Genomic DNA, 13713 nt, shown 5'->3' on the forward strand with positions numbered 1-13713 from the left:
TGTAAAAATGACATACTTCTTTGCTTATGAGCACTTCGATAACCAGGGAGATACGTTAGTTTTTCAACCGAAAGTAAATTACTTCGATTACGACATACAACAATTAATTTTAGAGGCAGAGCGGAATATTGGGGCATTAGCTAGACTTGGTTTGAAAAGCCACCCCCTAAAACCCACAATTTTACGTAACTCATTAGTTAGAACCGCACATTTCACAACCAAAATTGAACAAAACAAGCTGGAGTTCAAAGAAGTTGAGCAAGTCTATCAAAGCTTCAAAAAAAATCCACTATCTATAAAACAAAAAGCACAAATAGAAGTTAAAAACGTCTTCGAGACCTACGAATTGATTTATCGTTTACACCCAAATAAAGATTTTTCAGACATGGATGAACCCATACTTAAACAAATCCAGCAGACTTTAATGAATAACTTAACCGGCTATCCAGAGGGGTATAGGAGTATTTCAGTAGCTCTTCAAGATGGTGATGGGCATATCAGTTACCAGCCTCCAGCATGTAACGATGTTCCGCGTCTCATGCGAGCGTATTTTTCTTGGCTCTATACGAGTGTAACGGGATACATGAATCCTTATGAGACTACAAATGTTAATCTCGAAAAAAAGGTACATCCACTGATCATTTCCCGGATCACACATCATTTAATAGGATACATCCATCCGTTTCCTGATGGTAATGGGAGAACAGCCCGGGCATTTTCTACATTAGTTGGTTTAATCCACGACGACCTTGCCACAATTAAAGATGCATTTAGCGTAGAAGAATTCTTTGATAAAAGAATAGAGGATTACTATGACACGCTAATGGCTGCAACCCAAGGCAACTTAAAGCCATTCATCGTTTTTTATCTCGAATGCGTTAATGCATCCCTTACCAAGGTACTCAAAGAGCTGCAACGTTACGATAGAATCAAACATATTCGTGAAATATTAGGTAGAGGGCATGCGAAAACCATGTTCGAATTAATAAGTAGAATGGAAGACGGAGAAACTTTCCATAGACAATTATTTGACGATACTTTGGATGCCTCCTCGTCGAGTATTGCAAAAAGTCTTTCAAGACTTAAAGAATTAGGCGTTATCAAGTCAGGAGACCATCGAGGAGAATATTTCGTTTCGATTCTGGATTAGCCGGTCCCGGGATAGTAAATTATGAGCACTGTCCCCCTAAAGGAACAGTGCTCTACTGCGTTCAGGTTCATCCACCTCTGGGTCTTTCTCTTAGTCTACTGAAATCCCCAATGATACCCACCCGTATGATATTGCCATAGCTATTTATATTTAGTGTAAACCACTCATAAAGTGTTTACGTCTTCTCATAAGAGCCAGACAATGTGTCAGCCTCTTCGTAAGCTCAATTTCAAATCAAACTGCAAAGCATATCAACAAACTTCACATCCGCCGGAGCAAATTGAAATTCATTCAACTCTTCTTTCCGAACCCACCGACACTCATCATGATCAACCAGCGTAATCTCACCACTCACAAGTCTCGCCCTGTAAGCAATCAACTGAATATGAATCTCACCATACCAATGATCATTCACTCCGAAAAATTCATACGGCTCAATATCAATGTTCATCTCTTCCCTCAGCTCTCTTACCAGACAAGCCTCCGGTGACTCGCCTTCCTCTAGCTTACCACCAGGGAATTCCCACAGCCCTCCCTGAGACTTCTCAGGTCCTCGCCTCGCGATGAGCAGTTTACCTTGTCCATCCTCAATAATCGCTGCAGCTACTCGAATCATTTCATCACTCTTCCTATACGATGCACTTGTTCGCAGCCGGTACCATGACTGGCGGCATCTCTTCTTTTAATCGCCACACGATACTCATTGGTTTGCTGCCCTCATGTTTCACATACTCAGCTTCTCCTAAATACACAAAAGGGGACGTATAATCATTCTCTTCTTTATATTCACGAACGAATAAAGCGATTCTGTTGCCGGTCTCACGGTGACGGATGTATCGCTGGGCTGTTTTCGTATTCTCCGAGATCCGACTCTGGGTCTGCCAGTGAAACAAACGTTCATTAATGGCATAGTCTTCATACAAAGTAGAGGGGGAGAAGTCCTTATCCGACTTATTTAACGTGATAAAGAAAATATCTGTCTTCTTGTCCTCGAAGTATTTAACGCCCTCTCTAAATGCAGGGGCCTTCTCTTCATTCCAAAGCCCAAATGCAGCTAAAATTTGATCCGTAGAATACTTACAATGAATATCGATTGGACAAGCGAAAGGATAGTCATGTTTCTTATCAACAAAATCGATGTGTTCATAGTTATATTTTAAAATGTCAATAATCTCATCCCGAAATACCGAACTAGCTATAATAAACTTAACTCCGTCCTCTATCGAAGCAAATCCCTGTTTCTTAGGCTCCGCACGATAAAAGGTGTAATAGAACATTTTCAGCATGAGATGCTCTTCTTCTGTGTCTGGTTGCTTCTGCCCCTCTATATACGAGATTAGAAACTTCAGAAGTCTTCTCGAATTCAGATTTAACAGTGCTGGAATACGTTTCACTAACTCTGCTGTCGGAAACTCGAAAGGCTCCAGAACGCCTGCCTCGACCATTAATCCCCTTAAGAATCTGTTGCCATTGCGTCCACCATACAGCTCATAGATAGAGATCCCATGATATTCGGTAAAATTTTTTAAGGTTAATGGGAGTCCTGTATCCCCTTCAAAATATTTCATCTTGTTAATCAAACTCCGACGGTTTGTCGTGGCCTGTTTCAAATTCCTTAGTATATAGTCCTTCGCTTGCTTTTCAAGTTGAATAAAGCTTCCCCTAGGCAAATTAGAAAAACCATTCTCGACATAATGCTGCACGGAATGCTTAGTCTTACCCAGCAAAGAGCAGAACTTGTCCTGAAAATTATACTCCTTATGGGCTTGCCCAATGAAATCCAACACCGTTAAGCATTCTTTCCGATCTGATAGGCGCAATCCCCGACCAAGCTGCTGCAGGAACACCGTCAAGCTCTCCGTAGGACGCAAAAACAGAATGGTGTTGACCTCCGGAATATCTACCCCTTCATTATAGAGATCCACTACAAAAATAAACTTGATCTCACCGCTAACAAGGCGGTCCTTAGCCTGGCTTCGTTCTAGTTCTTTGGATTCTCCGTGTAAGGCGATGGATGGGATACCCGCTTCAGCAAATATTTTGGCCATATATAAAGCATGATCAACGCTTACGCAGAACCCCAAACCTTTGATTTCCTCCAGGTCGGTTACATACTTTTTGAGACTATTCATAATTTGAGTAGCACGAATTTTGTTACTCGTGTAGAGGGTTTCCAGCTCTCGAAGATCATAGCCCCGTCGCGACCATTTCACTTGTGACAAATCCACGTTATCCGTTACTCCAAAATAATGAAAGGGGGAAAGCAGCTTTCGGTCTATCGCGTCAGTTAAGCGAATCTCCGCAGCAATCGTATGGTCAAAATACGCAAGTATATCTTTGCCGTCCATGCGTTCAGGTGTTGCCGTTAAGCCCAGTAAAATCTCCGGTTGATAGTGATTCAAAAGCTTTTGATAGGATGGCGCCGCAGCATGATGAAACTCATCCACAATCATAAAATCATAGAAGTCCCTTGTCGTGGTTTCTGCTAACTTCATAGAGTTAAAGCTTTGAATACTAATAAAAAGGTGATCTAACGCCTGTGCCTGATTGCTGCCGACATGCAATTCTCCGAAGTTCAAATCCTTCAAAATAAACCGGAAGGTATCCCGGCTCTGCTTTAAGATCTCTTCACGGTGTGCTACAAAAAGAAGCTTTGCTCCTGGATGATGGGCCCGATATCGCTTGAAATCAAAAGCTGAGATCACGGTCTTCCCGACACCTGTAGCCGCGACTACCAGGTTTTTCATTCTTCCAAATAAAGTTCGCTGAGCTTCAAGCTTCTCCAACACTTCCTTTTGATAATCGTAAGGCGTCAGATCAAAATGGAAATGAAGCGTCTCCTGCTCATGCAGCTTCTTTCCCCCTAAGGCTTCCTTAAGTTGAAGCTCGTGCTCTGCATTCTCTGCAGTAAACATTTTAAATTCTCTGTCATTCCAATAACTCTCAAAAGTAGCTTCGATTTTTTTCAGAACATCGTAGGAGTCTTTCTCCGTCACCTTCAAATTCCATTCAAGGCCACTGGTTAGTGCAGGATTAGAAAGATTCGATGAACCCACATAAGCCGTTGTAAAACCTGTGTCGCGCATAAATACGTAGGCCTTCGCGTGTAATCGGGTCCGATCTGTATCATAGGAAATTTTAATCTGGGTGTTGGAAAGCTTGCACAGCTCCATAACGGCCTTGTAATCCGTCGCTTCCATGTAAGTCGTCGTGATCACACGAAGCTTCCCGCCGCTGGATGTAAACTGCTCGAGCTGTTCCATGAGACACCGAAGACCACTCCATTTGATAAAAGATACCAAGAGATCTATGCGGTCTGCCGTTACAATCTCATGCTTTAGCTCATTCATCATATTGGGTTCGGAATGCGAGCCTGTAAATAAAGAGCTTTGCGATAACGGTGTCGCTGGGCGAATCACCTTCTCACTTTTCACACCGCGGATATGATTCAGCTTGGAATAAACATAAGTTAAGACTTCACCCTGCTCGTCAAGCTGCAGCTCCCGATATTCCTCTTGCCCCAGAGCATCCTTTAACGTAGCGATAATCTCATTGCAGGTTCGAACCTGGGCAAGCACCGCTTCTTCGTCACTACTTTGTTCCCGCACTGCTTTTAACGCTCTACGTGTTACCGCAGCTAAGTAATTCGACAGCAGCTTTCTGGCTTCCTCAGCATCAAGAGCTTCCTTGCCTATATCATACAAAGCAGGATCCAAGGCTGCGAGCTGCTTCCTCGTGATATTATTAACGATTTGTTCGTAGAGTCCTTGTTTCATAGGGGCACCTCTAAGGGAATTAATTCGAACCACGCCGTTCAAAATGCGCATGCAATCGATACAAGCAAATCTCTTTCGTCCAAGCATGTCTACCCAGACAATTATCTCATCATTACCTGCACTATTGTCATTCAATATGAATCCGCTCGAACATTATATCTGTTTTGATTTAAATCAGGCCGGTTCGATGTCACATTTAATTAATTTTCTTCTATTCAATAATATGAGAATTACTTGCCTAATCTTTTATTAAAAATTTAAAATTTCTAATAATAATTGTATATTACTAGGATCAATGATATTATAAAACTTAAATTACGTACGTAAACAAGGAGGATTACATTGAATTTTTCTTATAGCTTCCCTGCTTTGCGCGGCATACAAGCTAATAAAGAATTTTATACCGTCATTTGCCCTTTGCGCCTAATCCCAAAAATATTTTTATTTGATGAAGAGGAGATCCCTCCAGAGCACCGCGCTCAACGATTAATGAACAAGTCTCGTATACCAGAGATTGCAAACTACATTTTGGAAAATCCAAAAGAGTACGTATTCTCATCATTAACCGCTTCAGTCGATGGTGAGCTTAACTTTCAATCAATCTCTGAAGAAAATAGTGATATAGGCAATTTAACAATTTCATTAGATTCAAAATTTCTTATCAACGATGGTCAACATCGACGCGCTGCGATCGAGGAAGCACTCAAGATTTCTCCTGACTTAGGTAATGAGTCAATATCGGTCGTTTTCTTTCATGATCGTGGATTAAAAAGATCACAACAAATATTTTCCGATCTAAATCGTCATGCGGTCAACACAACATCCAGTATAGGAATTCTTTACGATCATCGCGACCAATTTGCTTTGCTGACGAAGGACATTATAAGTAGCATACCTCTTCTTGAGCGATATACCGACAAAGAAAAGGTTTCACTTTCCAAAAACTCTCCTAAGCTTTTTGCATTAAACCACATATTTAATACTAATTGCAGATTAATTGGAAAGAAAAAAGGCGAGCTTCTCTCAGAGCAAGAGCGCTCATTTATTTTGGAATTCTGGACAGTATTAGTCGAATCAATACCAGAATGGAAACTAGTTCTAAACAAGGAAATTTCCCCTCGTGAACTAAGACAAAATTGTATCGCAGCTCATGGGGTTTTTTTAGAAGCTGTTGGAATAGTTGGTCATTATTTATATGTAAATATGCCCACAACTTGGCGAGATTTCATCAAGAAGTTTCACAAAATTGACTGGAACCGCGACAATAAAATTGATTGGCTAGGGAGGGCTTATGGCCCTACTGGTCGCATTAATAAAACCAATGAGACTATACATCTAACATCCAATCTTATTAAGTGTAAACTCGGACTAGATTTGACAGAAAGCGAACGTGAGATAGAGATTCGATTTTTGGAGGGACAAAAAATTGAAGTTTGACATCTTTAATACAAATACCAAGTTTCAAGAAGCGCAAAAACGAATACAAGAAGTATATTTAGCTGATGAACGTCCATGGGTAGTTGGCTATAGTGGAGGTAAAGACTCTACTGCTGTTGTTCAAGCGATCTTTAATGCATTGCTCGATCTTCAACAAGAGCAGTTAACTAAAAAGGTATATATTATTTCATCAGATACGTTGGTAGAAACCCCATTAATTATTAATAAAATAACAACAGCACTTGGAAAAATGCAGGACTATGCTTTACAAGTTGGCTTACCCATTGAGACTCATAAAATCCGCCCAGCGATTGAACAAACATTTTGGGCATCACTAATCGGGAAAGGCTACCCCTCCCTCGCCAAAAATTCAGATGGTGCACAGACCGTTTAAAGATAGAGCCTGCAAATCGTTTCATATTAGATAAAGTTTCGCAATTCGGAGAGGTTATTATGGTACTCGGCGTTCGAGATACTGAAAGTGCCACTCGAGCTAACGTTATGCAACAGCATACCATTGAAGGTAAGAACCTAATGCGGCATTCTACTCTCACAAATGCATTTGTGTTTGCACCTATTCGAGACTTCTCAACAGATGACGTCTGGGATTACCTTTTGCAATCCAACTTGTCGCCATGGGGAGAAGACAACAATGAACTTCTTCGACTGTATCAAGATTCCAACAGCGAATGCCCGTTAGTAGTAGATAAAGAAATCAAAGAATCTGCTGGTTCCTGTGGGAATAGTCGCTTTGGTTGCTGGACATGTACAGTCGTATCCGAAGATAAGGCACTTAGTGGATTTATAAATAATGGAGTGAGTTGGCTTGAACCACTCTATGAATTCCGTAATTTCTTATATCACATTCGTAATGATCGCAACGCTCGCCAAAAGCAACGCATGAATGGTCAAGTTTACTTACTCTCCCATCTTGACGGAATTGACCTGGATTCTGCACAACAAGTTCATATTAATGATCTTGGTAATTTTCTGGATGCGAACAACATTGATCTAGCAAATGCAGAAGATTTAAATCTCATTATTGTTGATCATGATGGACAATTAAAGCAACTTGGTCCTGGACCATTTACGCTTAAAGCACGTGAAGAAATACTACGTAGGCTGTTACAAACCCAAAAGAAAGTGCAGCAATTACATGATCCTAGTATTGAGCTAATTTCAATTGAGGAACTTAAAATAATTAGACAATATTGGGAGGAAGATTTGGACTGGGATAACCGCGTACCTAACATATATGAGGAAGAAACTGGTCTTAAGATTAACTGGGAGGAAAACGATCGCCCTACTTTCGCTGAAGACCAAATGACGGACTTAGAACGTTTGTGTTTAGAAGAAAACGTAAACCTATCTGTATTTAAAAGGCTACTTAGCATAGAGAAAAACTATTCTGGCTACAAAATTCGTCGTGGTTTACATAAAGAGCTTGAAAAGGCATTAAAACAAGACTTTTTACATCTATAGCAAGGAGTTCTTAAGATGAAATTTAAAAAAATTCTTTTACGAAATATTGGTGCTTATTATGGGCAAAATAATGAGCTTGATTTCTCAACTTCTTCCGAACAAAATGTTATTTTAATAGGTGGGAAAAATGGAGCAGGTAAGACTACATTACTTGAATCCATTCGTGTAGCCTTATTTGGTTGTATTTCATATGGATTCATGACTGAAAATGAGGCTTACTTCAATAAAATTCAATCATTATTTAATCGTAAAGCCAGAAAAGAACACAACAGCCACTACCAAATTATTTTAGATTATGAAAGTGTAGAAAATTTTCTACCCGTGCATTATACAATTAGTAGAGTTTGGAATTTAAAGGGAACTAAAATCAATGAGACTTTTTCTGTTAAAAGAGATGGTCGCCTTCTAGATGAACGCGAAACAGATAATTATCAAAATAGACTCCGTGAAGAGATCCCCCTCGCTTATTTGAGTTATGTCTATTTGATGGCGAAGAAATCTCACGCCTTGTTTCCGATGGACGTATATCTGAATATCTGAGTGAAGCATCAAAAATATTATTTAATTTGGATTTGTTTTTCAATCTAGACAAAGATTTATTTCAATTCAAAAATAACCATAGTAATATCTCAGAAATTCAAATTGACACTTCAACAAAAGAACGACTTGAAGAAGAACGCGTTAGCACATCAAAATGATGTTACATCATTAAGTCAGCAAATAAATGAACATTACCAAGAAATAAATCATTATCAAGAGCTGCTCATTTTAAAAAAGCATGATTTTGAAATGCATGGTGGAATTCAAAAAGAAGCAAGAGAAAAAATGATACTTGAACAAAGTCGAATTGAAAACATACGAAAAAAAACCAGGATCAAATCAGAGGATTTATTACTGACCAATTACCATTATTCATCGTTCGTGAGCTTATACAGGAAGCCTGTTTGCAAATGAACAGTGAACAAAATGTTGAAACATATGAGCAAATTCAAAAGGTAATTACGCAAGAAACAATTTTGGAAATATTAGCTCAGTTATCCAGTGAATCTAATATAAATATTGGTTATGATAACAGTTCCAAGTTGCATGAAAAACTCATCTCTAAATTTAAACCAGACAATAAACAAATCATACACAGAGCATCTTTTGCCCAAAAGACAGAGTTACAATCATTACGTCTTTTACTCGAAAAAATAAGTATTCAAACATATATAAATATGTATGAAGAGAATGCTGCTTTATTGGAACGCATTCAAGAACTAAAACGACAACTAGATACAAATGATAATTCAAGTGAGTTTAAAATCTTACTGCAAGAAATCGAATATTTGTCTCAAAAAATTGAACATACAAGAGCTATTATTGAAAAAAAACAAATGGAAGAACTTCTAAAAACAGAACAATTAAAAATGACCCGCGACGCACTTGAAATTGAAAACAACAAACTCTCTCAATTTCGTAAGTCAGCTACTTCATTAATACTTGCTGATAAAATTCTGTCGGTTAGTAAAAGGTTCCAAGAGATTCAAATGCGTAAGAAATTAGATCAAGTACAAAATGAAGCCATTAAAATGATTCAGAATCTCTTTCGAAAGAAAAAATATATTACTCGTTTATATATCTCTCATGAAACATTTGATTTGCAATTATTCCATCATCATGAGTTACTGAGTAAAGAACGATTATCTGCAGGCGAAAAAGAAATGCTAATGCTTTCCATTATCTGGGCAATGTTTAAAACAACAGGTTGGAAATTACCTTTAGTCTTTGACACATTGCTAGGTAGACTTGACCAAGATCATAAGAGAGAGCTACTTACCAGCTATCTCCCAAGATGTGGGGATCAGGTCATAGTATTAGCTACTGATTCAGAGATATCCACCTCCCAATTTAAAGACTTAAAAAGATTTTTATCACGATCTTATACATTAGAGTTTAATGTTTCCTCGGAGTCCATTAATATTAACCAGGATCATTATTTTGATATTTATGAGTTGGAGTTGGTCTAATTGAACTTTAATCTACGTACTTCAAAATATGCAGCCGAAAGTCTAAGGCAATTACACGCTGCCACTAGTATTACTCCAAACTTGTTGATAAGATTTGCAGTCTCTCTCTCTCTTAGAAAGCCTGAACAAGTTGAGGTAAATACTAAGGAACATTCCGACGGTCTTACATTACACCGTTCAACTGTCACCGGGAATTATGACAATGTCTACTTTGCACTTATCGCTCAACACTGTCGTCGAGAAATTACAGACACCGAATACTTCCCCGGTTTGTTTAATGCACATTTGGAAAGAGGAATTCGTTTATTAAATGCGGAGTACAAAACAGCTACTAATAGTGAACGCTTCTTTAAAACCTTGATGAGTATCTAGGGGGAAATCAAATGATTTATATGGATAACAGCGCTACAACTGCGATTTACCCTGAGGTACTAGATGCTATGATGCCTTATTTACGTGAAGAATATGGAAATCCATCGAGCAAATACTATACTTTAGCCTCAAATTCCAAATTAGCTGTCGAAGAAGCCCGACAAAAGGTTGCCTATTTACTTGGTTGTGAACATGACGAAATTGTGTTTACAAGTGGTGCGACAGAAAGCAATAACATGATTATTAAAGGTGTCCTAGATTATTACAACAAAAATAACGGTAGTATTGTTACTTCCTCAGTTGAACATCCTTCCGTTTTAGAAACCTGCAACTATCTTCAATCGAAAGGTATTTCTGTAACGTATTTAGCTGTTGATAATATGGGCAGAGTCAGCCTTGATGATATCATTTTAGCCATAAAAAAACAGCCAACTCTATTAAGTGTCATTTGGGGAAACAACGAAGTTGGAAGCCTTAATCCTATTGAAACAATAGCCTCCGATTGCGACAAGAATGGAATTCTATTTCATACAGATGCGACTCAAGTCGTAGGAAAGGTCGAATTTCAATTGAGCAAAATACCTGGTATCCGCTTTTTATCATTATCTGGACACAAACTCCATGCTCCTAAGGGCATTGGTGTAGCGTACATTAAAAAGCAAACCAAGGAAATTTATTCAAAGATAACGCCTTTGTTACATGGGGGTGGACAAGAGAATAATTATCGCAGTGGTACCTTAGCTGTCCATAATATTGTGGGATTAGGCAAAGCAGCAGAAGTAGCGAAACTAAAACAAAAAAACACTGTACAGCATTTGCTGAACCTTGAAAAGCAGTTAACGATTCTTCTTAAAGAGAAGTTTCATGATAAAATAAAATTTAATAACGATCATTCCAATAAGATTCCAGGTATTTTAAGTATTCAATTCATAGGATTAAATAATGAGCTACTTATTAAAAAACTTGCCCCTTATCTGGCAATCTCTACAGGTTCTGCGTGTAGTTCAAGCAAGCCGAGTCATGTTTTGCAAGAAATGGGCTTACCAGTAAGTGAGATTAGACAAACTCTAAGAATTTCACTTTCAGCTATAAACACAACTGAGGATATATCCTTTTTTAACAATTTATAGTGTGAAGTTAGAATACTCAATGATCGTATTAACTAACATGGTTCCGTTCTATTGATAATTATTCCGCTGAACCCACATAAAAGGTAAACTCTTTTGAACTTACACATATCATCAAATTATTTAAGGTGGCTGAATATGACTTCCTCCTCATTAAAAGAACAAGAACAATTACTACTTAAAAATCTTTGCTTGCAGCACGGTATATCCACAGAGCTTATAAGTAAATTACTTGCCTCTGCCGAGGAAAATAATTATTCTAATAAATCAATGAACGAGAGAAGAACGGACTATATTAACTTAATTAATTTTTATAACAAAAAATCTGGGCAATAGGTGAAACAAATTGATACTCAAAAAATTAATTTTAAATAACTACAAAACTTACTATGGACATCAAGAGTTAAACTTGGATATCCCTCCCCAAGTTAGAAGCGATAAGAATAAAAATATTATTCTTATTGGCGGCCTTAACGGAGCTGGCAAAACTACGATATTAAAGGCCGTTCACTACGCTCTATTCGGAAAACGGGGAATTAGCGAAATGGAATATAAACGGATATTTTCTAATGTCATAAACAATCACTTTTTTGATGAAGGTGGCCGTGAATGTTACATTTCTTTGATTGTTGAAAATGATAATTTAGAGGAATGGGAATTAAAGGTCAAGTGGATTTTTGATCATAACAAAAAGGTTGTTCATGAGAATAGAGAAATTGCAATCCGCAAACCTGGGTCAAGCGTAGGGAAACGTTCTGCGGTTAACAATATCGATACCTTTAATCGATTCATTGATCGTAAAATCCCTTACCATGTTGCTCCATTTTTCATATTTGATGGTGAGGAAATAAAGGAAATAATTCTTCGTCAAAACAGTGAAGAATTGAAAATTGCAATTCAAAAGCTGAGTGGTCTTGAAACATATAAAACATTACTTGATGATTTAAAAGAAACAAAATTCTACCTGGATAAGAAATTAATGAACTCTATAGGTAGTTCGAAAACTACAAACTATACTCAGGAACTAAATCGGGTTTCAATTGAACTCGTTGAATTAAATCAGAAACTTAAAGCAGTAAATCAAAGAAAAATAGGCCTCGAGGAAGAAATTAAAGAACTAAAGAAGATTCGTGCAGAAAAAATTCAGCTTAATTCTAAATCCAGGGAAAGCATCCTAAAAAAATTGACCGCATGCGAAGTGAATCTGAGTCAAGCTCAAAAAGAGTTTAATGATAAATTCAATGAGCAAGCTTACATTCACTTGTTAACACAACCAATTCAGGAATTAAAAGGGCGAATTACTCTTGAGGAGAAGGAACGAGAGCGACTTCATTCTATTAATTCATCTTACTCTCCATATAAAGAGTTTTTAATTAAGCTGTTTGATGGTGATATATCACCACAATTAACTGAATCACAACGGATTCAATTATTGAAGAATGGCGAAGAAATATGGAATTCTAAGGCGGATGAATTAAACAGAGAGAAAATAACCATCATTCATGATCTAAATAAACATCAGTTTAATATTCTTAAAAATATTACTATAAAGCCTTTGAGTGACCTAAAAGGAATTCATCAACGAATCTCCCAACTACAGTTCGATATTAATCAGTTCGAAGAAGAAATTCGCAACGCTCCAGAGTCTGTTGATATAGAGGATGAGAATACTAAAATCGATAATTTAACAAAAATGCTAGGGGAGGTAGAACTAAGAGCTAGAAGTTTCAAGAATAAAACTACTGCATTGCGAGAAGATAAAACAAAATATGAAAATTTACTAACGCGTTCAACATCAAATGATTCCAATACAGAAGATCTTAGAGCCCAGATTGAACAAGTAAATTCAACTATTATATTTTTAAATCAGTATGTAGCGGAAGTTACAAAGTTAAAGGCTGTTTTTATTCATAACGAGTTCAAGCTGATGTTATCTGAATTGATTCGAAAGCAAGATGAGTTTGGTCGGATTGAATTTGACGTGAATACATATACGATTCGATTATTTAATGATCGAAATCAAGAAATCAGTGTTCATGATCGATCAGCTGGTGAAATGCAAATCATCTCATCTGCATTAATTTGGGCACTTACTAAATCAAGCAAGTTCTCCTTACCAATGCTAATTGATACACCACTTGGTCGATTAGATAGCTATCATCGAAATCATTTAATTAATAAGTATTATAAGGAATTAAGTGATCAAGTTATTATATTATCGACTGATACCGAAATTACTAAGGATTATATTGATTCGATTACACAGAATTCATTTAGACAATATGTTCTTGAGTATAACGATAAACTTAAGTATACACTTATTCGAGATGGTTATTTTGATTTAAAGAGGTGATAGAGCT

12 protein-coding genes are annotated in these 13713 nt (G+C 37.5%); 10 read left to right on the top strand and 2 right to left on the bottom strand.

Translation table 11 applies throughout. The annotated features are described in order from the left end of the window. Window positions 1-7 precede the first annotated feature (7 nt). Window positions 8-1150, top strand: a complete 1143-nt coding sequence (locus L0M14_RS23970) for a Fic family protein (RefSeq protein ID WP_235118998.1) — start codon at window positions 8-10, stop codon at window positions 1148-1150. 229 nt (window positions 1151-1379) lie between these two features. Here the strand turns inward: L0M14_RS23970 and L0M14_RS23975 are convergent, their stop codons facing one another. After that, window positions 1380-1766 carry a (deoxy)nucleoside triphosphate pyrophosphohydrolase gene (locus tag L0M14_RS23975; protein ID WP_235118999.1) on the bottom strand — a complete coding sequence of 129 codons (387 nt, stop codon included), beginning with the start codon at window positions 1764-1766 and terminating at the stop codon, window positions 1380-1382. Between the two features lie 13 nt (window positions 1767-1779). After that, window positions 1780-4926 (bottom strand): DEAD/DEAH box helicase, encoded by a 3147-nt coding sequence (locus tag L0M14_RS23980; protein WP_235119000.1) that lies wholly within the window; start codon window positions 4924-4926, stop codon window positions 1780-1782. A gap of 336 nt (window positions 4927-5262) precedes the next feature. Between L0M14_RS23980 and dndB the strand changes: the two genes are divergently transcribed. The 9 genes from dndB to dndD all read left to right on the top strand — a co-directional run bounded on the left by dndB (window position 5263) and on the right by dndD (window position 13706). Further along, entirely contained in the window at window positions 5263-6363 is a 1101-nt protein-coding gene (dndB, locus tag L0M14_RS23985; RefSeq protein WP_235123019.1) for a DNA sulfur modification protein DndB, read from the top strand. Further along, on the top strand, window positions 6353-6757 hold the full coding sequence (locus tag L0M14_RS23990) for an adenine nucleotide alpha hydrolase family protein (RefSeq protein WP_235119001.1): 405 nt from the start codon (window positions 6353-6355) through the stop codon (window positions 6755-6757). Before dndB ends, L0M14_RS23990 begins: the two co-directional genes overlap by 11 nt. Further along, window positions 6688-7845, top strand: coding sequence for a DNA phosphorothioation system sulfurtransferase DndC (gene dndC, locus L0M14_RS23995; RefSeq protein ID WP_235119002.1), 1158 nt, complete (start codon window positions 6688-6690; stop codon window positions 7843-7845). The genes L0M14_RS23990 and dndC overlap by 70 nt, the downstream gene beginning before the upstream one ends. A gap of 15 nt (window positions 7846-7860) precedes the next feature. Next, on the top strand, window positions 7861-8385 hold the full coding sequence (locus L0M14_RS24000; RefSeq protein WP_235119003.1) for an ATP-binding protein: 525 nt from the start codon (window positions 7861-7863) through the stop codon (window positions 8383-8385). A gap of 410 nt (window positions 8386-8795) precedes the next feature. Then, a complete protein-coding gene (locus L0M14_RS24005; protein ID WP_235119004.1) occupies window positions 8796-9854 on the top strand; it encodes a hypothetical protein in 1059 nt (352 codons plus the stop codon). Continuing rightward, complete coding sequence (gene dndE, locus L0M14_RS24010; protein ID WP_235119005.1) at window positions 9855-10226, top strand: DNA sulfur modification protein DndE; 372 nt, start codon at window positions 9855-9857, stop codon at window positions 10224-10226. 11 nt (window positions 10227-10237) lie between these two features. Continuing rightward, window positions 10238-11356, top strand: a complete 1119-nt coding sequence (locus L0M14_RS24015; RefSeq protein WP_235119006.1) for a cysteine desulfurase family protein — start codon at window positions 10238-10240, stop codon at window positions 11354-11356. Window positions 11357-11491: 135 nt separating this feature from the next. After that, window positions 11492-11689, top strand: a complete 198-nt coding sequence (locus L0M14_RS24020) for a DNA modification system-associated small protein (protein ID WP_235119007.1) — start codon at window positions 11492-11494, stop codon at window positions 11687-11689. 10 nt (window positions 11690-11699) lie between these two features. Continuing rightward, entirely contained in the window at window positions 11700-13706 is a 2007-nt protein-coding gene (dndD, locus tag L0M14_RS24025; RefSeq protein WP_235119008.1) for a DNA sulfur modification protein DndD, read from the top strand. The last annotated feature ends 7 nt before the right edge of the window (window positions 13707-13713 follow it).

Source organism: Paenibacillus hexagrammi (assembly GCF_021513275.1).
Classification (GTDB): domain Bacteria; phylum Bacillota; class Bacilli; order Paenibacillales; family NBRC-103111; genus Paenibacillus_E; species Paenibacillus_E hexagrammi.